The sequence below is a fragment of the Mycobacterium sp. RTGN5 genome (assembly GCF_033804465.1).
Lineage (GTDB): Bacteria > Actinomycetota > Actinomycetes > Mycobacteriales > Mycobacteriaceae > Mycobacterium.
In genome coordinates this window covers 1,210,812-1,232,831 of record NZ_JAPZLA010000001.1, presented here as the reverse complement: position 1 = coordinate 1,232,831, position 22,020 = coordinate 1,210,812, and the positions used below count along the sequence as shown (strand labels likewise).

At 65.2% G+C, this 22,020-nt stretch carries 23 protein-coding genes, 1 tRNA gene and 1 pseudogene; 7 read left to right on the top strand and 18 right to left on the bottom strand.

What is annotated here, in order from left to right:
- Window positions 1-7: 7 nt before the first annotated feature.
- From SLQ31_RS06060 to SLQ31_RS06045, 4 genes are all read right to left on the bottom strand, one after another.
- On the bottom strand, window positions 8-793 hold the full coding sequence (locus tag SLQ31_RS06060; RefSeq protein ID WP_319430523.1) for a CbbQ/NirQ/NorQ/GpvN family protein: 786 nt from the start codon (window positions 791-793) through the stop codon (window positions 8-10).
- Window positions 790-2,319: a MorD protein gene (locus SLQ31_RS06055; RefSeq protein WP_319430521.1), complete on the bottom strand. Its 1,530-nt coding sequence runs from the start codon at window positions 2,317-2,319 to the stop codon at window positions 790-792. Before SLQ31_RS06055 ends, SLQ31_RS06060 begins: the two co-directional genes overlap by 4 nt.
- Window positions 2,320-2,443: 124 nt before the next feature.
- Entirely contained in the window at window positions 2,444-3,091 is a 648-nt protein-coding gene (locus SLQ31_RS06050) for a hypothetical protein (protein ID WP_319432873.1), read from the bottom strand.
- A 71-nt stretch (window positions 3,092-3,162) separates the two neighbouring features.
- Window positions 3,163-3,765 carry a TetR/AcrR family transcriptional regulator gene (locus tag SLQ31_RS06045; protein WP_319430519.1) on the bottom strand — a complete coding sequence of 201 codons (603 nt, stop codon included), beginning with the start codon at window positions 3,763-3,765 and terminating at the stop codon, window positions 3,163-3,165.
- Between the two features lie 235 nt (window positions 3,766-4,000).
- On the opposite strand from SLQ31_RS06045, the gene SLQ31_RS06040 reads away from it, so the two are divergent.
- Window positions 4,001-4,351 (top strand): hypothetical protein, encoded by a 351-nt coding sequence (locus SLQ31_RS06040; RefSeq protein WP_319430517.1) that lies wholly within the window; start codon window positions 4,001-4,003, stop codon window positions 4,349-4,351.
- Between the two features lie 60 nt (window positions 4,352-4,411).
- On the opposite strand, the gene SLQ31_RS06035 is transcribed toward SLQ31_RS06040, so the two are convergent.
- The 3 genes from SLQ31_RS06035 to SLQ31_RS06025 form a co-directional block, all read right to left on the bottom strand.
- Window positions 4,412-5,818 (bottom strand): aldehyde dehydrogenase family protein, encoded by a 1,407-nt coding sequence (locus tag SLQ31_RS06035; RefSeq protein ID WP_319430515.1) that lies wholly within the window; start codon window positions 5,816-5,818, stop codon window positions 4,412-4,414.
- Window positions 5,819-5,837: 19 nt separating this feature from the next.
- Window positions 5,838-7,292: an aldehyde dehydrogenase family protein gene (locus tag SLQ31_RS06030; protein ID WP_319430513.1), complete on the bottom strand. Its 1,455-nt coding sequence runs from the start codon at window positions 7,290-7,292 to the stop codon at window positions 5,838-5,840.
- A 183-nt stretch (window positions 7,293-7,475) separates the two neighbouring features.
- Window positions 7,476-7,961: a DUF5313 domain-containing protein gene (locus tag SLQ31_RS06025; protein WP_319430512.1), complete on the bottom strand. Its 486-nt coding sequence runs from the start codon at window positions 7,959-7,961 to the stop codon at window positions 7,476-7,478.
- Between the two features lie 34 nt (window positions 7,962-7,995).
- Here SLQ31_RS06025 and SLQ31_RS06020 point away from each other — a divergent pair, with 34 nt between their 5' ends.
- Together SLQ31_RS06020 and SLQ31_RS06015 are read left to right on the top strand one after the other, a co-directional pair.
- Window positions 7,996-8,418, top strand: coding sequence for a PPOX class F420-dependent oxidoreductase (locus tag SLQ31_RS06020; RefSeq protein ID WP_319430511.1), 423 nt, complete (start codon window positions 7,996-7,998; stop codon window positions 8,416-8,418).
- A gap of 19 nt (window positions 8,419-8,437) precedes the next feature.
- Window positions 8,438-9,832, top strand: a pseudogene (locus tag SLQ31_RS06015) (serine hydrolase domain-containing protein); the annotation flags it as partial.
- 20 nt (window positions 9,833-9,852) lie between these two features.
- On the opposite strand, the gene SLQ31_RS06010 reads toward SLQ31_RS06015, so the two are convergent.
- From SLQ31_RS06010 to SLQ31_RS05985, 6 genes are all read right to left on the bottom strand, one after another.
- Window positions 9,853-10,278, bottom strand: a complete 426-nt coding sequence (locus SLQ31_RS06010) for a PPOX class F420-dependent oxidoreductase (RefSeq protein ID WP_319430509.1) — start codon at window positions 10,276-10,278, stop codon at window positions 9,853-9,855.
- Between the two features lie 101 nt (window positions 10,279-10,379).
- Window positions 10,380-10,452: transfer RNA gene (locus tag SLQ31_RS06005), tRNA-Ala, on the bottom strand.
- A 51-nt stretch (window positions 10,453-10,503) separates the two neighbouring features.
- Window positions 10,504-11,544 carry a gephyrin-like molybdotransferase receptor GlpR gene (glpR, locus tag SLQ31_RS06000; protein WP_319430507.1) on the bottom strand — a complete coding sequence of 347 codons (1,041 nt, stop codon included), beginning with the start codon at window positions 11,542-11,544 and terminating at the stop codon, window positions 10,504-10,506.
- A 145-nt stretch (window positions 11,545-11,689) separates the two neighbouring features.
- Window positions 11,690-12,343 (bottom strand): GNAT family protein, encoded by a 654-nt coding sequence (locus SLQ31_RS05995; protein WP_319430505.1) that lies wholly within the window; start codon window positions 12,341-12,343, stop codon window positions 11,690-11,692.
- A 16-nt stretch (window positions 12,344-12,359) separates the two neighbouring features.
- Window positions 12,360-13,613: a gephyrin-like molybdotransferase Glp gene (gene glp / locus SLQ31_RS05990; RefSeq protein WP_319430503.1), complete on the bottom strand. Its 1,254-nt coding sequence runs from the start codon at window positions 13,611-13,613 to the stop codon at window positions 12,360-12,362.
- 49 nt (window positions 13,614-13,662) lie between these two features.
- Window positions 13,663-14,583: a UTP--glucose-1-phosphate uridylyltransferase gene (locus tag SLQ31_RS05985; RefSeq protein ID WP_319430501.1), complete on the bottom strand. Its 921-nt coding sequence runs from the start codon at window positions 14,581-14,583 to the stop codon at window positions 13,663-13,665.
- A gap of 63 nt (window positions 14,584-14,646) precedes the next feature.
- On the opposite strand from SLQ31_RS05985, the gene SLQ31_RS05980 reads away from it, so the two are divergent.
- Window positions 14,647-15,252, top strand: a complete 606-nt coding sequence (locus tag SLQ31_RS05980; protein ID WP_319430499.1) for a 5-formyltetrahydrofolate cyclo-ligase — start codon at window positions 14,647-14,649, stop codon at window positions 15,250-15,252.
- Window positions 15,253-15,417: 165 nt separating this feature from the next.
- Window positions 15,418-15,765 (top strand): FmdB family zinc ribbon protein, encoded by a 348-nt coding sequence (locus SLQ31_RS05975; protein ID WP_319430497.1) that lies wholly within the window; start codon window positions 15,418-15,420, stop codon window positions 15,763-15,765.
- A gap of 17 nt (window positions 15,766-15,782) precedes the next feature.
- On the opposite strand, the gene SLQ31_RS05970 is transcribed toward SLQ31_RS05975, so the two are convergent.
- A complete protein-coding gene (locus SLQ31_RS05970; RefSeq protein WP_319430495.1) occupies window positions 15,783-16,916 on the bottom strand; it encodes an EAL domain-containing protein in 1,134 nt (377 codons plus the stop codon).
- 205 nt (window positions 16,917-17,121) lie between these two features.
- On the opposite strand from SLQ31_RS05970, the gene SLQ31_RS05965 reads away from it, so the two are divergent.
- Window positions 17,122-17,775, top strand: a complete 654-nt coding sequence (locus tag SLQ31_RS05965; RefSeq protein ID WP_319430493.1) for an SAF domain-containing protein — start codon at window positions 17,122-17,124, stop codon at window positions 17,773-17,775.
- 1 nt (window position 17,776) lies between these two features.
- On the opposite strand, the gene SLQ31_RS05960 is transcribed toward SLQ31_RS05965, so the two are convergent.
- Complete coding sequence (locus SLQ31_RS05960; RefSeq protein ID WP_319430491.1) at window positions 17,777-17,983, bottom strand: hypothetical protein; 207 nt, start codon at window positions 17,981-17,983, stop codon at window positions 17,777-17,779.
- A gap of 150 nt (window positions 17,984-18,133) precedes the next feature.
- Here SLQ31_RS05960 and mscL point away from each other — a divergent pair, with 150 nt between their 5' ends.
- Complete coding sequence (mscL, locus tag SLQ31_RS05955) at window positions 18,134-18,589, top strand: large-conductance mechanosensitive channel protein MscL (protein ID WP_319430489.1); 456 nt, start codon at window positions 18,134-18,136, stop codon at window positions 18,587-18,589.
- A gap of 70 nt (window positions 18,590-18,659) precedes the next feature.
- Here the strand turns inward: mscL and SLQ31_RS05950 are convergent, their stop codons facing one another.
- From SLQ31_RS05950 to SLQ31_RS05940, 3 genes are all read right to left on the bottom strand, one after another.
- A complete protein-coding gene (locus SLQ31_RS05950) occupies window positions 18,660-19,298 on the bottom strand; it encodes an MspA family porin (RefSeq protein WP_319430487.1) in 639 nt (212 codons plus the stop codon).
- A 641-nt stretch (window positions 19,299-19,939) separates the two neighbouring features.
- Window positions 19,940-20,467: a MogA/MoaB family molybdenum cofactor biosynthesis protein gene (locus SLQ31_RS05945; protein WP_319432869.1), complete on the bottom strand. Its 528-nt coding sequence runs from the start codon at window positions 20,465-20,467 to the stop codon at window positions 19,940-19,942.
- 50 nt (window positions 20,468-20,517) lie between these two features.
- On the bottom strand, window positions 20,518-21,981 hold the full coding sequence (locus SLQ31_RS05940) for a S1C family serine protease (protein WP_319430485.1): 1,464 nt from the start codon (window positions 21,979-21,981) through the stop codon (window positions 20,518-20,520).
- Window positions 21,982-22,020: the final 39 nt, after the last annotated feature.

Below are 22,020 nucleotides of genomic sequence, written 5' to 3'. Positions count from 1 at the left end.
ACCTTTCCTAGATATCCGCGCCAGCCAAACAGGCTGCCGCAACTTCACGTAACCCGTCGCTGATCGCACCGTCGGTGCTCAGCGGTGCGAGGATGCACGCGTCGGCCGCCGCCAATTCGGTCGCGCCGGCGGTGATCAACTGCGCCGCAGTGACCAGCACCCGCGTCGACGGCGGTTCGAAATGAAATGCTTCGTCCGCGGTGCGGATCGCGACCGCGCACCCGACAAGCCGCTGTGCGGTCGGCAGTCCGACTCCTGTTTCTGCCACCACGACCTCCGCTTCGCGCTCCGGCGGCAGATAGCTCATCGACAGCGTCGCGAAGCGCTGTCGGAAAGAGGGTTTGAGCTCCTTGAGCGAGCTGCGGTAGGCGGGGTTGTACGAGCAGACGAGCATGAATTCCGCCGGCGCGCGGACGACCTCGCCGGCTCGGTCCAGATACAGGGTGCGGCGGTGGTCGGTCAGCGAGTGCAGCACCGCGAGCGAATCGTGGCGGGCCTCAACGACTTCGTCGAGATAGCAGATGGCGCCGTCCTTCACGGCTCGGGTGAGTGGCCCGTCCGTCCACACGACATCCCCGCCGGTCACCATGAACCGGCCGACGAGATCCGAGCTGGTGAGGTCGTCGTGGCAGCTGATGGTGACGACCGGGCGGCCGAGCCGCAACCCCATGTGCTCGACCAGTCGCGTCTTGCCGCATCCGGTCGGGCCGGTGAGCATGACCGGGATACGTTGGTGGAAGGCCTGCTCGAACAGCGTGACTTCGTTGCCGAGTGCGAAATAGGTCTCCGTCACGCCGACACCAGCTCTCGATGGACGTGGGCCAGCACCCGCGGGAGTTCGTCCACCCGCCGGATGCGTTGGGAGCGAAGCGGTCCGAAAACCTCTGGCAACGGGTCGACGCGAGTGGGTCCGACGCCGATGTAGTACACGGAGACGCCGGCGTCGTTGGCTTCCTCGACGGCATGCGCGGCATCGGCCCAGGCATAGCGGCCCTCGTACCCTTCGTCGGAGATCAGGCCATCACCGATGACGATGAGCAGACGCCGCTCAGAGGGTAGAGCCAACAGCCGACTTGTCAAGTGGCGCAGCGGCGCACCGAGCCGGGTGTAGCCACCGGTTTCCAAGCCCTGCTTGCTGGGCGGGGTGAACCGCGGATCGTCGAAGTTCTTGAGGCACCGCACGTCGACTCGGTGACGGGTATTGCCGGTGAAGACGAACACGCCGTGTCGCTCCCTGGCGAGATTCATTGCACGCGATAGGGCGTCGGCGCACGCCAGCTCCAAGCGGAAGATCCGTCCACCGTGTGTGCCCAACGACGAACTGCCGTCCAGTAACAGCGCGGTGGTGACATCACGACTGATCGGCAACAGCTCGCGGAAGATGCGCGGTTCGCCCGCCTCGCCGGTGGCCATGTCGATGTAGTGACTGACGTATTGCTCGACGTCGATGTCCGATCCGTCTTCGAGGCGGCTCGTCATCGCCCGGTGGGTGTGCTCTTCGAACCACTTGCGCAGGTCGACGGGGCTCGATCCAGACTGGCGGGTACGGGGGTGGGACTGTTCAAGCACCGCAACATGATTGGGCATGAAGCACTTCGTCCAGGCGTTCCATTCCGGGTACGGGATGCCGGGGCGATGATCGGGAGTGATGTCCAGGTCGTTGTCCTGCGGCCGGCTCGGTGGCGGAAGGATGGAGTTACGGAGCCCGCCGTCCCCGCCGACCGGTACCGAGTACGGCCGCGGCATGCGTTTCTGCGTCGTCGTCCATGGCATCCGCCCGAACGTGCGGCGCATCTTGTCGGCCAAGCCGTGCGGTGTTGTGTGCGCCAGCGGCAGCATACCCAGCAGCGGATCGACCCTGAGCTGTTTGTCGCTGCGCGCCATGGTGATTGCCCGGTTGAGCATCTCCTCTACACCAATGTCGGGCGGCACGATCTCCAGATCGGGCAGTGTTCGTCGCAGTTCGGGCAGCAGTCCCGGCCAGCGTGAGGCGATCCAGCCCAGGGCCGTACCGGCTTCGACAAGCGTGAGCGCCCGCAGCTCGCGGGTCGAAAGCTCATGGAGACGGTACTGCGTCACGCGTTCCTTGGTCGGCGAACACTGCAGTGCGACACCGCAGGTGATGGTTCGCCGCGTCCACCCGGAGGCGATCGCCGGGTACGGGACGTGTACGTAGCCCAGCGTCGCGTTCAATCCGAAGGAGCGCTGTTGCCCGGTGACAAGCCGAACACCCTCTCGCCGTTGCTCGCTCAGCGCGACGGCGGTGATCGCGCAACTGCGCTCGAGCGACGCAGCGCCAACGTCGGACAGTTCAGTCACGGCGAATCAGAACGTGCCGATGTTGGAGAACAGCCAGTACCAGAACGCGATGATCAGAATGGTGCCGCCCCATGCGGCGACGTAGCGAAGGATCTCCCAGAGATATCCCATCAACTGGCCCCTTTCAGTCGGAGAAGATTTCGCGGTTGACCGTATGGAGATACGGGATGGCCAGGAACGGGGTGATGTAGAAGATGTCGTAGAGCCACCAACCGATCACCGGCAACACCACACCGGCGTAACGGACATCGGCATACATCGTCATGTTGAACACGTAGCCGCACCAGATGACCACGCCCATCCAGCAGGTCACGATCATCCACTGCTGACCCCACCGCTTCATCTGCAGAAACCCGATTGCCGCGGCGATACGCATCGTGAAGACGGTGAAGACCAGGCCGATCTCCCAGCCCTTCTCCCCCGGACCGGCCGCACCACCGATCCACAGCTCGTTGAAGTGCCAGAAGTAACCGGCATCGAACATGTTGCCCCAGCCGGTCAACAACACACGAGCCAGCAGAGTGTGGTTGCCGACCACGTCCAGCGCCCAGCCGACGGCGTTGATCGCGGCGTCGACGAGCACCAGGTAACCGAGCAGCGTGACCAGCATTGGCCGCACCGTCAGTCCGGTGCGCTGGGCCCGGCGCAACAGCCACACCCCGCGCAGAAACAACGGCAGGCCGAAGATGCCGAGGGCCGCCGAACCGATGAGGATGCTGCCCGAGATCAGCCACCGATCGGCTTGGCGCTGCGCGAGCCGGGACTCCTCCATGTGCTCATCGAGTCCGCTGCCAGTGGCTATGGGCGAAGGGCGGCTCACGAAACTGACTATAGTCAGTGAAACTAGCGAAACTCAATACTGCACAGGGTCCTGGTTACGTAGTCCTCGATCAGCGCGCTCTGCGCCGGCCAGTCATGCGTGGTCGTCAGCAGTGCGTAGAGGCCCAGCAGGAAGAAAACGGCGCTATTGATCGGAATGGCCGCAGGGTCAACCTGACCACGCCGCTGGGCACGCTCGATTTCTCCGGCCACGGCGACGACCACCGGGTGTTCTTTGCTCTCGTCCGTCGGTCGGGTCTGCGAGAAGTGCAGCGCAAGAAAGTCTTTGAAGAGAACCGGGCCGAGCCGACGTTCCAGTCCCACCACCAGGCGGACGGCCTCGCTGAGCGTCGAGGACAGGTCACGCTCGGAATCCGCCAGGTAACGGGCGAATTGCTTGGCGATCCGTTCTTCTTCGCGGCGCTCCAATTCCAAGAGCACGTGTTCCTTTGTCGGGAAATGAAAGAAGAACGTGCCATGCGCAACGCCCGCGGCGGTAACGATGGCTCCGACGTCCGCGGCGGCGATCCCCGATCTCTTGAACTCGGCTATCGCCGCGCCCATGAGTCGCTCGCGAGTCTGAAGCCGTTTGGTCTCACGCGCAGACGATTTTTCTCCCACCGACATGCTCCGAGAATATCGCTCCGACCACGCACGAACGGGTTGACTTCGGTCAGTTGATCGAGATGAGCGACGAGTTCGGGGTAACGCAGCACGCCACCAAGCCCGATAGACAAGATGGGTCGGGGATGAGCGCTTGAAGACATGGCGCCTGCGTTGCCCGTTCTCCATCCAATGTCTGCGAGAACGTGTCGTATGCCAACCGGCATGCGGCGCAGACCAATGACGAAGGAGTATCACGATGAAACTGATGCAATTCGCCGCCAAGACAGCTGTTGCGGCCGCGCTCGGGGCCAGTGTCCTGGGTGCTGGTGCCGCAACCGCACAGGCCGACCCCCACTGGCCGTGGCCGCAGCCGCCGGGACCGGGCGTCAACGTCGGCGGACCTGGTCACCCGTTACCGCCGGGACACGACGGCTTCCCGCCGCCGGGCCATCGGTGGGTGCACGAGAACGTCGACAACGTGATCCCGCCCGTGTGGGCACCGCCGGCTCCCCCGCCCCCGCCGTGGGCGCCCTTCGCCCCGGTGGTGTGGAGCGCGCAGGCCCAGGTCTGGGGCGTCCAGGTGGGGACCTCGTTCGTGGCTCTCTAGTCCAGACGCACGTATCTCCCCGCGTAAGCGTCGTGCGCGCGGGGAGGTACGTGCTCTTGTCTACAGGCTGACGTAGACCGCCTTGGTGTTGAAGTAGGCCTCAATACCCTTCTTGCCGCGCTCGCCACCCCAGCCCGACTGCTTATGACCGCAGATCGGCATCGACGGGTCGGCCCCGAGGGCGCAGTTCACCCAGACCTGTCCAGCGCGAAGCTCATTGGCCATCCGGTGGGCGCGGCCGAGGTTCTCCGTCCAGATGGCGCCCGCCAGTCCGTATTCCGTGTCATTCGCCGCGGCGAGCACCTCGTCCTCGTCGTCGAACGGGATGATGCAGCCGACCGGGCCGAAGATCTCTTCGCGGATGAGCCGCATGTCTGGCGTGGTGTTGGTGATGATCGTGGCCTCGTAGAAGAAGCCCTTGCGGTCCAGCCGCTTGCCGCCGGTGATGATCTCGGCACCGCGCGAAACGCCCTCGGCCACAATGCCTTCCACTCGCTGGCGCTGCTTCTCACTGATCAGCGGGCCCAGCACGGAGTCAGCGTCCGCGCTACCGCCCATGGGCAGCATCTTCGCGAAACCCGCAATGCCCTCGACGACCTGGTCGTAGATGCCGCGCTGGACGTAGATCCGCGAAGTGCAGGAACAGTTCTGGCCCGAGCCTGCCAGCAGGCCCAGGCTCGCGTTCATGATCGCCTTGTCGAGGTTGGCGTCGTCGAACATGATCAGAGGTGACTTGCCGCCGAGTTCGAGGGTGAGCCGTTTGAGGTTGCCGGCGGCGGCCTGCACGATCAGCCGGCCGACCTCCGTCGACCCGGTGAAGGCGATCTTGTCCACATCGGGATGCGCGGCCAGCGCCGCGCCCGCCGTCTCGCCGTAACCGGTGATGACGTTGAAGACACCGTCGGGCAGCCCCGCCTCGCGGAAGATCTCCTCCAATTTCAGTGCGGTGAGAGGTGTTTCCTCCGCCGGCTTGAGAACGCAGCTGCACCCCGCGGCGAGCGCGGGCGCGGCCTTGAGCATGGCGACGAAGAACGGGCCGTTCCACGGGATGATCAGCCCGGCGACCCCGACCGGCTCGAGCTGAGTGAAGTTGTGGAAGGTCTCGTAGTGGCCGAGCAGACCGTCGGACACGACATTGCTTGACTCACCGTGGATCTTGCCGACCCAGCCGGCGTAGTACAGCAGCATCTCGTTGGCCACCTTGATGATCTGCTGCGCAGCCACCGGGTTCATGCCGTTGTCCTGGGACTCCAGCGCAGCAAGCTCATCGGTACGCTGCTTGACGATCTCGGCGGCCTTGAAGAGCACCTCGGCGCGGCGCGCGGCGGGCAGCTTGCGCCACACGCCCGACTCGAACGTTTCACGGGCGCGCGCCACCGCGGCGTCGACGGCCGCCTTGTCAGCGTCGGGGACTTCGGCGATGAGCTCCTCGGTGGACGGGTTGAAGACCTCAATAGTGGCAGTCATTATCTGTGATCCCTTTCGACTACAGCTGGGCCCACACCGTTTTGGTCTTCAGGTAGCCCTCGAGGCCTTCCTTGCCGAACTCATGGCCCCAACCGGACTGCTTGTAGCCGCCGAACGGCACATCGTGGTCAAAGATCAACTGGCAGTTGATCTGCACGCTGCCCGCCTGCAGTCTCTTCACCAGCCGGTGGCCCCGGCTGATGTCGGTGGTCCACACCGTGCCCGCGAGTCCGTAGGTGGTGTCGTTAGCCATCGCAATGGCTTCGTCTTCGTCGTCGAACGGGATGATCGACACCACCGGTCCGAAGATCTCTTCCCGATAGAGGCGCATATCGGGGTTGACGTTGGTGAGCACCGTCGGATGGACGAAGTACCCCTTGCGGTCGAGCCGGTACCCGCCGGTGACAACCTCGGCACCGTCGCGCTTACCCTCGTCGATGAATCCCAGCACGCGGTCGAGTTGCTTCGCGCTGATCAACGGACCGCTCATAACCCCTTCTTCGTCCGGGGCGCCGTACTTCATGAAGTTCGCGACTCCGGCAATGCCCTCTACGACCTGGTCGTAGACGCCGCGCTGCACGAAGATCCGGGAACCGCAGACGCACCCCTGCCCGGAGTGCACGAAGATGCCCATTGCGGCACCGAAGATGGCCTTCTGCAGATCGGCGTCGTCGAAGATCAGCACCGGCGACTTACCGCCGAGCTCCAGCATCACCTTTTTGAGGTTGCCCGCTGAGGCTTGCACGATCATCTTGCCGACCTCGGTCGACCCGGTGAACGCGACCTTCTCGACATCAGGATGCGCACTGATCGCCGCGCCCGCGGTGTGCCCGTAGCCGGTGATCAGGTTGACCACGCCCTCGGGAACGCCGGCCTGGTGAATCAGCTTGTCGAGCAGCAATGCCGAAAGTGGTGTCTCCTCAGCGGGTTTCACCAGGCTGCTGCACCCGGCCGCCAGCGCGGGGGCGATCTTGGCGCAGGCGTTGAAGATCGGTCCGTTCCACGGAAAGATCAGCCCGACAACGCCGTAGGGTTCCTTGAGCGTGTAGGCGTGCAGGTCGACGTAGCTGTCGGCGGCAATGCCGGTGGTCTTCACGTTGTAGGACGTGCCGTTGATCTTGGAACACCAACCGGCGTAGTAGCGGAAGAATTCGGCACAGGTGGGGACCACCATCTCCGACTGCAGCTTCATCATTCCGGTGTTGGCAGAGTCGATCGCCGCGAATTCCGCCGCATGCTCGTCGATCAGGTCCGCGATGCGCCACATGACCTTGGCCCGCTCACGCCCCGGCAGCTCGGACCACACACCGGATTCGAACGATGACTTGGCCGTGGCGACCGCCTCGTTGACGCCCGTCCCTCCGCAGTCGGTGAACTCGCCGATGCGCTCCTCGGACACCGGGTCGATGATCGGGATGAGCTCGCCGTCGCCCGACCTGCTTCGGATGTCGTCCAATACGGCTTGCAGCGTCATCGTTGACCTCATCTTGTTCGCGTCGTCGAGCGGTTCCCGAATGCTGAGCAACTGCTTAGCATTTTCGTCAGCGGTGGGTCAATAGCCGCATGCACGGCGGCGAATAACTGATAGACCCGCATGTGCGGGTGAATCTCTTGTCAGCGGTTAGGGTGCGGCGTGGTTGCCGGGTGACGCGTCGGCTCAGAAGAACGGATTGCTGTTCTTCTGATAGTCGGCCTCTTGCGGCCGCGGCCCAAAGCGGGCGACGTAGTCCTCGTCACGGCGCGCATTCTTCTTGCGCTTGCCGACATCGACGAGATTCGGATCCAGACCGTGCACCGCGAGCCGGTGCCGTCGCCACACCTTGTTCAGCGCAAGCGAGATGGCCAACGTCCACAGGTAGATCGGCACCGTCATTTCCGCGTGCACGTACAGCGCGTTCTGTTCGACAGGCAGCAGCCACAACGGCGCCAGAATGAAGAACGGGGGTATCGCTGCTTTGAGCATGAACCGTTTGACGCAGCCCGGCCCCGCGAGGTCGTTGGCGACCCAGTCGCGCATGGCGGCGGGTAGCCGTCGGAAGCCATACGAGTAGGCAAGGTTCTGGAGAAGGTTGGGCCTGGTGGCGGACGTAGCTCCTCCTCGGGTTGGATGATCTCCCAAGAGATTACTCGCCCATTTCGACATGGCTGACGCGGCCGTCAGGCCTAGCCTCGACCGTATGGACGAACTCTCCGAAGAAGTGATTGCCTTCCTCTCCGATGGCACCCGAACGGCCAAGCTGGGCTACGTCGCCGCGGACGGCAGGCCGCTGGTCGCGCCCGTGTGGTTCATCGTCGAGGGCAACCAGCTGGTGTTCAACACCGGAAAGCACGCCGCCAAAGGCCGAGCCTTGAGCCGTGACCCGCGGGTCGTGGTGTGCGTGGACGACCAGCATCCCCCGTTTTCGTTTGTCCAGGTGCAAGGGACCGCATCCACGTCGGAAGACCCCAACGACCTGTTGGACACCGCCACCCGCATCGCTGCCCGCTACGTGGGCGCGGACCGCGCCGAGGAATACGGTCGGCGCAACGGCGTGCCCGGCGAGTTGGTCGTGCGGATAACGCCGACGAAGGTCATCGCCGGATTCAACGTCGCTGATTGAGCGCCCGTTGGAGATGAATGCGGCGTTCGACGAACTCGACGCCAAGATCATCACGGGCATGACGGCCCACGCTGTGCCCGGAGCGGCAGTCGCCGTCTGGGCCGGCGGTCAGGAGTATGTCCAGGGCTACGGGATCACCAACGTCGACCATCCGACACCCGTCGACGGCGACACCGTTTTCCGGATCGGCTCCACCACAAAGACATTCACCGGCACCACGATGATGCGGTTGGCGGATCAGGGCAAGGTTGATTTGGATGCGCCTGTTCGCCAATATCTCCCTGACTTCGCGGTGGCTGATGCGAGCGCAAGCGCGACGGTGACCGTGCGCCAATTGCTGAATCACACCTCGGGCTGGACGGGTGATGATGTTCAGGACTTCGGACGCGGCGACGACGCGGTGGCACGCTACGTCGCCTCGATGACCCGACTCCCCCAGCTGACGCAACCGGGAGCCGTATTCGCTTATAACAACGCTGGTTTGGTGGTCGCTGGCCGGATCATCGAGATCGTCACCGGATCGACCTACGAGTCGGCCGCGCAAACCCTGATACTCGACCCGCTGCGGCTGGGTCATACGCACTACTTCTCAGAGCAGATCGTCGGCCTGAATGTGGCGGCGTCACACAACGTGGTCGAGGGCAAAGCGGTTGTCGATCCCGGATTCTGGGCGTTTCCGCGCAGTTGCCATCCCACCGGTGGGCTGATATCGACCGCGCGAGATCAGTTGCGGTACGCGCGGTTTCACCTCGGCGACGGTACCGCGCCGGACGGCGCCCGGCTGCTGTCTCAACAGGCGGTGGTGGCGATGCGTTCCGACCCGGGTGCCGGCGGAACGCTGCTGGTGGATCTCACTGGCATGGGCGTGACGTGGATGCTGCGACCGTCGGCGGAAGATGTGACGATCGTCCAGCACGGTGGCACCTGGAATGGGCAGCACTCGGGGTTCTTCATGGTGCCCGATCGCAACTTCGCGATGACGGTCCTGACCAACTCTGCGGGCGGCGCCCAACTGACCAACGACCTCTTCGCCGGCGACTGGGCTCTGCGCCGCTTCGCAGGGATCAGCAACCTGCCCGCGACACCTGAGCACCTCAGCGCCGCCGAGTTGACGCCCTATCAAGGGCGTTACATCGGTGAGCAGATCGCCGTGTCCGGCGATCTCGGGAAGGTAGTCATCGAATTCCGGGCCGGGGACGGTCAACTCGACGGCACCGTGAGCGCCGACGACGTCTTCGGTGGTGATCCGAATCAGGAAGCCGAACGACTGGGCTTGGCGTTCTACCGACCCGACTACTGCCTCGACCTCGGAGCCGACAACAAACCCATCGGCAGCCGATCGAATTTCGTCCGCGACGCCGACGGCGCCATCGCCTGGTTTCGCCATGCCGGCCGCCTGTTCCGACGCCAATAGTGCGTGGAACGGCTGACGATTTATTCTTCGCCGGGGGGCGGTGTGATTTTGTCTGCCTCGATCGTGATGATCAGCCTGGTCTCGTCCGGGTTTCCGCTGAAGTTGGGGTACGGAATACCGAGGTACTTGTGCGAGATCTCGTCGATGCTCGCCCGTCCGCCTTCGGAGGTCGTCTTGACCACCCGACCGCGCACCGCATAGAACCGCGCGAGGTTGTCGGGGTCCACGACGTTGACGGCGACGCGGGGATCACGCTCGATGTTCTTCGCCTTCTGCATACCGCCGACGATATTGATCACCACGTTCGCCCCGTCGGTCGTCACCCAAGTCTCGGTTAGCTGAGGCGATCCGTCGGGCATGAGCGTGGCGATGAAGCACGGGCTCGGCTTGCCGAGCAGTTCGAGCAGGCCGTCAGGGAGCGGTGGGGGCACACCGAAACGTATCACTTGCGGAATCGTCCACCCTTGGACAAAGCATGGAAGGCGTGGCGGTGAGGCGACCTCAGAGGCCTGACAGGCAACCAGTGTCGTGAACTGCTGAAACGTTGTGGAGCTAAGGGGAATCGAACCCCTGACCTTCTCGATGCGAACGAGACGCGCTACCAACTGCGCTATAGCCCCTTGGTCTCTGGCAGGCTACCAGCCGGAGGCCGCCTAGCCGAAACCGGTGACCTACTGCCCAGCCGCCCGCGGCAGGTCGAAATGCCGGGCGAAGGCAACCTCGTCGAGATGCTCGAAGACCGGGTCCTCGTCGTCGATGTCCAGTACCGCGGCACCAGGCCTGCGCAACCGTGACGGCACCAAGTCGTACTCGTGGTCCTCGGTGTTCTCCACCCCGAGCCGCGAGCGTGCCATCCGCTGCGAGCGGCGGCGCCGCACCTGCTCCTCGATCCGCGTCTGGCGACGCAGATACGCCAGGTACAGCACGGTCACCGCGCCGGCCGCACCGCAGACCCACCACAGATCGGGGCTGACGGTGAACGACAGCACGGCCGTGATCACCATGATCGCCGCCATCGCCATCAGCACTCGCTTGCGGAATCGGAACTTGCGCGCGGTGACCGCTGCGGCCGTCGTCTCTGCCCGGCGCGGCCTGTTCGCGCGGGGCGTCATGGTCGTCGCCGGCTCGTCCTCGGCTTCCAGACCCGAAGTGTCCTCGACGTATTCGTAGTCGTCGGCCGTGCCGTCCTGCGGCTCGTCCTCGGCGATCGCCTGGAACTGGTCGGTGTTATCGCCATCGGCTTCAGTCTCGACCTCGTCTTCGGCGACGACAGGCTCCTCCGCGACCGGTACAGGGGATTCGTCGAACAGGGTCGGCTGGGGCTCGGCGACACGAGCCGTGCCACCGACCGGAAGCGCGCCGGAATCCTCGTCGACCACGTCGACGTCGAGATAGTCCGGCTCAGCCTCCACGGCCACCGCGGCGACCACGACCACCGAGCGGGTGCGAGACGGCGCCACCTCGTCGTCGGAGTCAAGCTCGTCGAATTGGTCTTCCTCTGGCTGCCAATCGGGGTCGTGGCGATGGCCGGCCGAGGGTCCGCTGCGCTTGAACCGGCGCGATTTCGCGCCCCCGTTGAGTACCCGGGTGGCCAGCGCGACGTCGCTCGTCCGACGAACGTTGTCGCGCTTGCTGATGAGCATGGGGACCAACACGAACAACCACAGCACCACGAGCGATATCCACAGCAATGACTGGGGGATGCTTGGCATGATGGCCTGCTCCTTTCCCGTCCAGGCTAGGTCCGTGACCTACGCAAACCGTGACGGCGCGCCGCGGTCAATTACACACGTGTAATTACCCCTTTACAAGCACCAACAGCCCCAAATGTCACATTAGTAACAAGTGGGTTCGCAATCATGCCCACTGGGCCAGTCCGCGGCGCACCAACCGGCCCGCCACCGACCCTTCGATCTCCTCCACCGTCAACGCCACCAGCAGGTGATCCCGCCACGCGCCGTCGACGTCGAGGTACCGCTCGAGAAGGCCTTCCTCCCGGAAGCCGGCCTTGGCCAGCACCGCGCGACTGGCCGCGTTCTCCGGGCGCACCGTCGCCTCCACCCGGTGCAGCGTGACCGGCCCGAAACAGTGGTCCAGCCCCAGCGCCAGCGCACCGGTTGCCACCCCTCCGCCGGTCACCGCACTGGACACCCAATAGCCGATCCAGGCCGAGCGCAACGCCCCGTGGGTCACGTTGCCGATCGTGAGCTGACCGCAAAATTGGCCGTCGAGTTCGATCACGTACGGCAGCATCCGGCCCTTGCGAGCCTCCGCGCGAAGCCCGGAACAGACCGGCGGCCATGACGAAACTGCATGCCGCACAGTCCAATCCACCTCGGCCGTCGGTTCCCATGGTTCGAGGTTGCGACGATCGGCCATGCGGATGCGGCTCCACAACGCCGCGTCGCGCATCCGCACCGGCCGCAACCGGATGACACCGGCACGCACCCGAAGCGGACCGACCTGCGCGGGCCATCCCGGATGCAGAGAACTGTTACGCCACAGATTCACAGTGCGATTCCGCGGTTCAGCCGCGTTGAGCGAGGAAGGCGACGTCGACGAGCTCGCCGGTCCGGACCTGATCGGCTTCGGTGGGGACGACCACCAAGCAGTTGGCTTCGGCGAGTGTCGCCAAGAGATGCGATGAGGCACCGGGCGCACCACCGAGCGCCTGCACCAGATATTCGCCGGTGTCCTGGTCCCGCATCAGCTGCCCGCGCAGGAATCCCTTGCGGCCTGGAACCGACGAGATCGGCGACACGGCCCGCGCCTGCACGACACGCCGCATCGGCTGGCGCTTACCCAGCGACAGCCGGATCAGCGGCCGGACCATGACCTCGAACACCACCAGAGCGCTCACCGGATTGGCCGGCAGCAGGAAGGTCGGCACGCCCTCACGACCCAGCTGCCCGAAACCCTGGACCGATCCCGGATGCATCGCGATGCGGGTGACTTCCATCTCGCCCAGCTTGGACAGCACCGTGCGCACGCTCTCGGCGGCCGCCCCGCCGACAGCACCTGCGATCACCACCAACTCGGCGCGGGTGAGCTGGCCTTCGACCGCCTCGCGCAGTTCCTTGGGATCGGTGCTGACAATGCCCAGCCGGTTCACCTCGGCGCCCGCGTCCCTGGCCGCGGCGGCAATCGCATACGAGTTCACGTCGTAGACCTGGCCATTACCCGGCGTACGGGAGATGTCGACGAGCTCGCCACCCACACTGAGCACGGTTACCCGCGGGCGGGGATGGACCAGCACCCGTTCGCGACCGACTGCGGCCAGCAGCCCGACCTGCGCGGAGCCGATGATCGCTCCGGCCCGCACGGCGACGTCGCCCGGCTGTACGTCGTCACCGGCCCGGCGCACATACGCCCCGGACCGAACCCCGCGCAGCACTCGTACGCGCGCCTGACCACCATCGGTCCACCGCATCGGGAGCACCGCGTCGGCCAGCGTTGGCATCGGCGCACCGGTCTGCACTCGGGCCGCTTGTTTGGGCTGCAACCGGCTCGGCGTGCGCGCGCCCGCTTCGATGACGCCCATCACCGGCAGGCTGATCTCGCCGCCCTGCTCGTCGCCGGTATCGGCGCCAACGCCCTGGACATCCACGCTGCGCACGGCATAGCCGTCGATGGCCGCCTGGTCGAAACCGGGAAGTGGATGTTCGGTGATCACTTCCTCAGCGCACATCAGGCCCTGGGCCTCGGCGATCGGCACTCGAACCGGACGCGGCGCCACGGCGGCGGCCGCCACCCTGGCCTGCTGTTCTTCTACCGAACGCACCGCGCGCCTTTCTGCCTCGAGCACCGGTCGCGCGGGCCGGCCGCGGCTTCTACTGTTCGGTCTTTACGGCCAGGCCCAGTCGCGCCACCAACCATCGCCGCAAATCCGGGCCATAGTCGTCACGATCCAACGCAAAGTCAACCGCAGCCTTGAGGTAGCCGCCGGGATTTCCCAAGTCGTGTCGAGAGCCGCGGTGCACCACGACATGCACCGGATGGCCCTCTTTGATCAGCAACTCGATGGCGTCAGTCAACTGAATCTCGCCGCCGACGCCGCGATCGACCCGGCGCAGCGCGTCGAAGATCGCCCGATCCAGCAGGTAGCGGCCTGCCGCGGCGAACCGTGACGGCGCATCCTCCACCTTGGGTTTCTCGACCATTCCGAGGACCTTCAACACGTTCGGGTTGGCCGCATCGGGCACGATTTCGACGTCGAAGACGCCGTAGGCACTGATCTCCTCGTCGGATACCTCGATCGCGCACAGCACCGAGCCACCGCGCTTGGCCCGCACCTTCGCCATCGTCTCCAGCACGCCCGTCGGCAGCACCAGATCGTCCGGCAACAACACCGCGACCGCGTCCTCGTCCGGGGACAACACCGCCTCCACGCACCCGACCGCATGGCCCAGGCCCAGCGGTTCGTGCTGGATCACCGACTCGACCTTGATCAGGGCGGGGGCGCGGCGCACCTTCTCCAGCATCGCCTTCTTGCCGCGGGCCTCCAGCGTGCCCTCGAGCACGAGGTCCTCGACGAAGTGGGCGACGACGCTGTCCTTGCCTTCGGAGGTGACAATCACCAGACGCTCGGCGCCGGCCTCGGCAGCTTCCTCGGCGACCAGCTCAATGCCCGGCGTGTCCACGACGGGCAACAATTCCTTGGGCACTGTCTTGGTCGCAGGCAAGAACCGCGTACCCAGCCCTGCCGCGGGGACGATCGCTGTCCGGGGAATCGGGACCTCTGGCGGCCTCATCGTTCACACCCTATCGGCATCATCCTGGCCCTTCACTCTGGCGCAACCGACACGCACGCTGACATGGTGGACGGCGTGCTCGCCGGTACGAAAGCCCAACACAGGGAGGCCCTGTTGGCGGCGCGGCGCGCCGTCCCCGACGCGATCCGGGCGGCCGACGCGTGCGCGTTGGCCGACCACCTCGGCGAGATCGTGGGTCCCGGCGACACCGTGTGCGCATACCTGCCTGTCGGCGCCGAGCCGGGTTCGCCGCAGCTGCTGGACCGCCTTCGCGAACTGTGCGCCCGAGTCCTGTTGCCGGTGACCCGTCTCGGCGCCAACGGTGAGCCGCTCGCCCTGTTGTGGGGGGTCTACGTGCCCGGCGCGCTGGTTGCGGCGCGGTTCGGCCTGCGCGAGCCTGCCGAGCCATGGTTGCCGAGCTCGGCGATCGCCGAGGCTGACATGGTGCTGGTCCCGGCACTGGCCGTGGACCGCAACGGAGTTCGGCTGGGGCGCGGCGGTGGGTTCTACGACCGTTCCTTGGCACTGTGCAGGCCCGGCGCCAAGCTTGTCGCAGTGGTGCGGGACGACGAGGTTGTCGACGAACTGCCCAGTGAGGCTCACGACGTTCGGATGACTCATGCCCTCACCCCCAAACATGGACTGTTCGCGCTGGCCGACACGGTGTAAGGCCATCGGCCTACGATGCACCCGAGCGTCGCCCCTCGAAGAGTTTTACCCGCATTTCGCCGCACCACTCCCCCGCGCGGTAGGGGGAATGATACGTGCCACGTGGCGGTTCTAGCACTTGACACGATAGAGTGCTAAAGACCAAGTTTCGTCCCGGAGGTTCATGTGCCGACCTACAGCTACGCCTGCACCGAGTGCGACAACCGCTTTGATGCGGTGCAGGCGTTCACTGATGACGCGCTGACCAGCTGCCCGCAGTGTTCCGGACGGCTGCGCAAGCTGTTCAACTCGGTTGGCGTCGTGTTCAAGGGCAGCGGCTTCTACCGTAACGACAGCCGCGATTCCGTGAAGAGCTCCAAGTCGGAATCGTCGTCGTCGAGCTCAGAGAAGTCGTCGAGCTCAGAGAAATCCTCGAGCTCCAATGACTCGTCGTCCAGCTCATCGAGTTCGGCGAAATCGTCGAGTTCGAGTGACTCGAGCAGCTCGGCGCCGGCCGCCGCAGCCTCCAGCTGACGAGCCTCGTCACGCAGTCAAGAAGCAACCTCAGTCGAATCGGGACTGGCGTTGTCCCCGAATTCGACCGAGTAGCCCAGTAATTCACTGCTTTCGTCCTTGACCGGACGTATCAGAATGCGAGTCCTCGACCCGTTGGCGGTCGTTTCTTCGAGTGCCGGAAACTGTTCGTCGAGAAGATCGGTTGCCCGCAGTTCGGCGAAGGTCTCCGGGGTGACCCCGATCAGATCCCAGATGTGCCGCCCCGCCGCTTCACCCCGACTCACGTCCATCGTCTGGTCGAAGGCGGTACTCGATGCGACGACCGTGCCGGTCGGGTCCATGAAGGCGATGGCAGCGTCGGACTCACACGCGCCGGAGAGCTGGTGGGCGCACAGTTCCAGGGACATCGGCACCAACGATTCGGCTTCGTCAGCAGTCGACACGACGGCGGACAGGGCGTTCGGAACCTGGCTCGCCGGCGTCGGCCGACCAAACAGGTAGCCCTGTGCCAGCTTGCATCCCATGCCCCTGAGCAGGTCCGCCTGCTCAGCGGTCTCCACGCCCTCCGCCACGACGGCCAGTCCCAGGCTGTGGCCAAGGCCCACCACCGCGGCGACGATCTTGCGACTCTGCCGGTGGTCGTTCATCGCCATGACGAAGCTGCCGTCAATCTTGATTTTGGAGAACGGCATTGAGCTCAGCCAGGTCAAGCTCGAATAGCCGGTGCCGAAGTCGTCCATCGCGATCATGCAGCCAAGGTTGATCAACCGGTCGAGCGTCCGTCGCGGCTGGGTCAGATCGTCGATGAAGCCCGACTCCGTCACCTCAATGTGTACGCGGCTCAACGGAAATGACGTCTCGATCGCTGCCCTGGCGATCCTGGTCGCCAACTCCGAATTACGCAGTTGCGTCGGAGAGACGTTGAAACCGAGGAACATATTGTGCGGCCAATCCGCCGCGGCCCGAAATGACGTGCGCATCAATTGATCAAGCAGGCGATCAAGCAGTCCGAAGCGATCGGCGACAGGGATGAATCGGTCCGGAGGAATGTCTCCCTCAATCGGATCATGCCACCGGGCAAGAACTTCGAACCCGAGAACGCGGCCGTCATCCAGGGACACGATCGGCTGAAAAAAAGGCTCGACGGCGCCGTTGGCCAGCGCGGACAAAAGATTGCGCGCGAGAAGCTGATCAGCGTTCACAGCTGCGCCTCCTTCTCACCCGCTCAGGCGCCGTAACTACTCTTAGGTAAGTTACAGGCAAAGCCATTCTAGAGCGAACAAACCACCAAAAAGTGCCGTACGCAGCCCACTTATCAACAGGCTGGAAAGCGCGGCGAAGCCTCGGCGCGGGTCGCGCAGCTAGCGTGGCCGCATGGGTGAGTCGCTCAATCCGACGTTGACGATTCGGATTCGGCAATTGTTGCGGCCCGACTTCACCCGCACAATGCTGGCGCGGCGCGCCACAGCGGGCGGGCTGGTCATTCTCGCCGGAATCGCCGCATTTCGGCCGGATCCGAGCGACCGGCGATCCGACGTGGTGGTTGCCGCCCACGACCTCAGTCCCGGGCTGGCGTTGTCCGTCTCCGACATCAAGCTTGAAAAGCGTTCGGCCACAATGGTGCCCGATGGTGCTCAGACGACGGTTGACGCCCTTGTCGGCACCACTCTGGCCGGGCCGGCCCGCCGCGGGGAAGTACTCACTGATGTCAGAGTGCTCGGTTCACGCCTCGCGGGTCTCGCCGCCGGCCCTGATGCGCGGGTGGTGCCCCTGCACCTTGCCGACGCGGCGGTGCTCGACTTGATCCGGCCCGGTGACGTCGTCGACGTCATGGGCGCAGTGGACGCGGGCACCGACGCCAAGCCGACGCTGGTGGCCTCCGACGCCATCGTCGTGCTGATTTCACCGAAGCCGAAAACGGCAGGGGCCGAGGATGACCGGGTGGTACTGGTGGCCCTGCCTGCCGCAGGCGCGCACTCCTTGGCCGCGGCCACGCTGGTCCAGACCGTCACGTTGACGATCCACTGAGCTAACCAGGCGGGGGCGGGGGCACCGGTGTGTCGTCGGGCGGCCCCGGTCGCTGAATCGCATCCATCACCATGTCGGCGATCTCATCCGACGACGAGGTGCTGGCCGGCCCGGGCGCCGGGGTGGAGCTCGGCGCGGCCGCTGCGATAGCACCTGAGGCCGCAAACACACCGAACACAGCCGCCGTCGCGACCGCGCGAATCCACATGGCGTTGTCCTTCCACAGGGTCCTTCCAAAGGCGTATGCGGCCAAGCTAACAGGTCCCCGGCTGACCTGCCCGGCCCGTATTAACCTTCGAGGTCTCGGGGGGCGCAGTCCTAATTTGACAAGCGAGACCCAATCGAAAGGGGCAATACCGTGTTGAAAGGGTTCAAGGAGTTTCTCTCCCGCGGGAACATCGTCGATCTGTCCGTGGCAGTGGTCATCGGCACCGCGTTCACCGCCCTGGTCACCAAGTTCACCGAGAGCATCATCACGCCGTTGATCGATCGGATCGGGGCGGGCAAAGACGCCGAGTACGGCCTCCTGCGGATCGGCATCGGCGGTGGACAAGCCATCGACTTGAACATCCTGCTGTCGGCGGTGATCAACTTCGTTCTCGTAGCGGCTGTGGTGTATTTCTTCGTCGTCGTGCCCTACAACCGGCTCCGCAGGAAGGGCGAGGTCGAGCAGGCCGGTGACACCGAGCTCAGCTTGCTGACCGAGATCCGCGATCTCCTGGCCGACGCAAGCGGTACGCCGAAGAAGGTCACCGGCCCGGGTACCGGCCCGAGCCCTGACACCGCGGAGACCACGAGTGCCGACAGAGACTGATCGCGGCGCAGCACCAACAAAATGGCCCCCGGCGTGTGCCGGGGGCCATTTTGTTGCCGTGCTCAGGGAGTTAGTTCATGTTCCAGGGTTCGCCGTAGGTGGTGACGCTGTCACCGGCCTTGGAGATGAGGCGGGCGAAGGGGCGCAGCAGCACGCCGCCGGCGGCACCGGTGACGGTGCCGTGGGCGTTGGCCACGGCGACCGAGCCATTGGGGCCCGAGACGTCCACCGAGAAGGTGGCGACTTCCTGGATGCCGGGGCCGTTGCCCAGGTCAGCGCTGATCGACACACCCGGGAACAGGTTCGGGGTGATGACCGAGCCCAGCGGGTTGAAACCCGTCGGGGAGATGTTGGCGTCGTCGAGCAGGATGTTGGGGGTGGTGTAGCTGAAGTTGATGCCCACACCCAGCGACCACGGGAAGCCGACCTGGTAGCCCAGCTCCAAGGTGCCCGCGAACTCATCGGCACCCGGGCCGACGACGCTGTAGACGGCCTTGCCGGAGTGGAACCACTCACGAGTCAGCCGGTTGCGGTCCAGGGGGAACACACCGTTGAGGTAGGTGTCCCACTGCTGAACGGTCATCGTGCGGCCACCGCCGTCAACCAGACTGAGCTCGTTGTCCAAACCTGCGTGCGAGGTACCTGTCCCGACGAACAACGCCGCGACGGCGGCGATCATCGCCACCAGTACCCGACCGATTACCTTCATGTTCTCCCTAGCTATGTCGACGGTGACCCGTGGGCTCACCGAGTGTGTAGTTCGTGGTCGGGTCCCTACTGCTGGCACCGCACACGGCGTTAGGCAGTAATGAGAGTCCTCACACACCGCTCTTACGCTCTGCTCATCGTTGACACGAGGAACATAACGGGATGGCATCTGGGCGGCAACGCATAGAAGCGCGGTGCGCCGAAACGCCGTTTGCCGGAGGAAGTTTGCTGGAAGGCCAACCGCGGTTAACCGGATGCCGATGCGGCTTCGACTGGGCGAGCCCCATCACAGCTGTGTTCGCCCGCCACCCCGGAACCCACGGCCTGCCGATCATCAATGGTGGTGCGGCGGAACGTTATCCCTGAACCACTGCTCGCGGTCCGCAGAGTCGCGATTGTCGTCGGGGTCGCGTTCGTCAGAGGACTCCTGAGGCAGTTCGGTACCGAAGATCTTGTTAACTGCGGTCCGGTTCTGAGACGAAGATGCCATCACAACCCCCCATAATTGTGACAAAGATCACAATCTTGATGTTTGCGCAGTTCACAGGGTGTTAACACAAGGCCTCCAACCCCGGTTGCGACGCGCTTAACAGACGGTACGCCGCCACCCGCGGCCACCGCATCACTCCCGAGGGAGCTTGCTTAGATCTCCAGGCTGGAAAGCTGGCCGATGACATGAGTCGCCAGCGGGTTCAGCGTTGCCATGCCGTCGCGAACCGCATAGCGCGAGCCCGCAATGTTGACCACCAGGGTGCTGCCGGAAATCCCGGCGAGGCCGCGCGACAGGCCCGCGTCGGTGATTCCCGCCGACAGCCCCGAGGCGCGCAGCGCTTCCGAGATGCCGAGCAGCTCACGATCGAGGATCGTCTTGGTGGCCTCCGGCGTCACGTCGCGCGGAGTGACACCTGTGCCGCCGACCGACACCACCAGGTCGACACCACCGATGACAGCGGTGTTCAGCGCGTTGCGAATCTCGATCTCATCGGCAGAAACCACCACGACGCCGTCCACCACGAAGCCCGCCTCGGCGAGCAGCTCGGTGACCAACGGACCGCTGTGGTCCTCCTCATCGCCGTGGGCCGTGCGGTCGTCGACGACGACGACGAGTGCGCGCCCCACCAGCTCCCCTGGCTGTTCCATGGATGTCACCGTATATCCGCCCGCCGACATCCTGGCAGTCGTGCTGGTCAGCGTCACGGGATGTTCACCCACCACCCGGATCACTGGGCCGCCTTTCCGAGCGTGACCTGCACAGTGCGGGGGGAACCGGACGGATCGGTGTAGGTCAGCGTCACCTTGTCACCCGGCGCCCGCGACCGGACCGCGGCGACCAGGGCATCGGCGCTGCCGATCACGCGGTCGTTGAGCTTGGTCACCACCACGCCGCTGGGCAGGCCTGCGGACGCGGCCGCACCGTCCTTCGTGACGTCGACAATCTTCGCTCCGTGAGTGGTGGTGTCATTGCTGACCTGCACCCCAAGCGAGGCATGCGTGGCCGTCCCGGTGCTGATCAGCTCGTCGGCGATCCGCTTGGCCTGGTCCACCGGAATGGCGAAGCCCAGCCCGATCGAACCGCTCTGGGCGTCCGGTGAGTCACCACCGAGGGTGGCGATCGCCGAGTTCACCCCCACCAATTCGCCGTTCATGTTCACCAGCGCGCCACCGGAGTTGCCGGGGTTGATGGCGGCGTCGGTCTGGATCGCGTCCAGCACGGTGTTCTGGTTGTTGGCGTCGCCGCCGGTGGCCACCGGGCGATTCAGGGCGCTGACGATCCCGGTGGTCACGGTGCCTTCCAGGCCCAACGGCGAGCCGACCGCCACCACGTCCTGGCCGACCCGCAGGTTGGACGACGAGCCCAGGCTGATCGGAGTCAGGCCCGAGACCCCCTGCGCCCGAACAACGGCGATATCGCTGGCTGGATCGGTGCCGATCACCGTGAAGGGTGCGGTGCGGCCGTCGGCGAACGTCACGGTCGTCGTCGGGGCTCCGCCGGCCGGCGGAGCGCTCGGCCCGCCGGAGTTGCCCGGTCCACTAGGGCTACCCGGTGCACTGGGACCACCCGGGGCCAGCGGCGGCAGACCGGGGATCGCGGGCGGCGGAGCGGCGGGAGGAGCCGAGCCGGGCTTGGCCGCGGCGACCACGTGGTTGTTGGTCAGGATCAGTCCGTCCGAGGACAGGATGATGCCCGAACCCTCCTCGGACTGGCGGCCGAACTCCGTCTCGAGCTTGACCACGCTGGGGACCACCTTGGCGGCCACCTGCTCGACCGAACCCACCGGCAAATTTGCCGCAGGAACGTTGGACACCCCGTTCGGCCCGCCCTGCAGCACGTTGCCGATCGGTTGCCGGTCGGGGTGGGCGAGCAGGACCACACTGCCGCCGATGCCCGCCGACACGACCGCGATCGCCAGAGCTCCCGCAGTCAAGGCCCCTGCGCGGGAACGCCGACGCGGGGGCATCGGGGGCATACCCGGTGCGGTGGCCGGATGTCCTTGTCGCGCAGCCTGATACGGGTCATAGGGCTGGCGGTATTGCGCATGCTGCTGTTGGGTGGCATAGCGCCAGTCGTAGGGCTGCTGATAACCGACCGGGCGGGGCTGCTGCGAATACCCCGGTGCCGCATGCTGATTCGGCCCGGGATGGCCGGGTTGCTGCTGCGGCGAGTACCTCGAGGGGTCGGTCATATCGTCAGATCGCTCTTTCTCGTCACGAGATGCAGAAAA

Coding starts and splice junctions, on each gene's coding strand:
- SLQ31_RS06045 (WP_319430519.1), bottom strand. CDS start 3,765: ATGTCGGTGGGAGAAAAATCGTCTGCGCGTGAGACCAAACGGCTTCAG.
- SLQ31_RS06040 (WP_319430517.1), top strand. CDS start 4,001: ATGAAACTGATGCAATTCGCCGCCAAGACAGCTGTTGCGGCCGCGCTC.
- SLQ31_RS06050 (WP_319432873.1), bottom strand. CDS start 3,091: ATGGAGGAGTCCCGGCTCGCGCAGCGCCAAGCCGATCGGTGGCTGATC.
- glpR (WP_319430507.1), bottom strand. CDS start 11,544: ATGCCAAGCATCCCCCAGTCATTGCTGTGGATATCGCTCGTGGTGCTG.
- SLQ31_RS05985 (WP_319430501.1), bottom strand. CDS start 14,583: ATGAGGCCGCCAGAGGTCCCGATTCCCCGGACAGCGATCGTCCCCGCG.
- SLQ31_RS06030 (WP_319430513.1), bottom strand. CDS start 7,292: ATGACGCTGCAAGCCGTATTGGACGACATCCGAAGCAGGTCGGGCGAC.
- SLQ31_RS05940 (WP_319430485.1), bottom strand. CDS start 21,981: ATGACCGACCCCTCGAGGTACTCGCCGCAGCAGCAACCCGGCCATCCC.
- SLQ31_RS06025 (WP_319430512.1), bottom strand. CDS start 7,961: ATGTCGAAATGGGCGAGTAATCTCTTGGGAGATCATCCAACCCGAGGA.
- SLQ31_RS05965 (WP_319430493.1), top strand. CDS start 17,122: ATGGGTGAGTCGCTCAATCCGACGTTGACGATTCGGATTCGGCAATTG.
- SLQ31_RS06035 (WP_319430515.1), bottom strand. CDS start 5,818: ATGACTGCCACTATTGAGGTCTTCAACCCGTCCACCGAGGAGCTCATC.
- SLQ31_RS05980 (WP_319430499.1), top strand. CDS start 14,647: ATGGTGGACGGCGTGCTCGCCGGTACGAAAGCCCAACACAGGGAGGCC.
- SLQ31_RS05950 (WP_319430487.1), bottom strand. CDS start 19,298: ATGAAGGTAATCGGTCGGGTACTGGTGGCGATGATCGCCGCCGTCGCG.
- SLQ31_RS05960 (WP_319430491.1), bottom strand. CDS start 17,983: ATGTGGATTCGCGCGGTCGCGACGGCGGCTGTGTTCGGTGTGTTTGCG.
- SLQ31_RS05945 (WP_319432869.1), bottom strand. CDS start 20,467: ATGTCGGCGGGCGGATATACGGTGACATCCATGGAACAGCCAGGGGAG.
- SLQ31_RS06020 (WP_319430511.1), top strand. CDS start 7,996: ATGGACGAACTCTCCGAAGAAGTGATTGCCTTCCTCTCCGATGGCACC.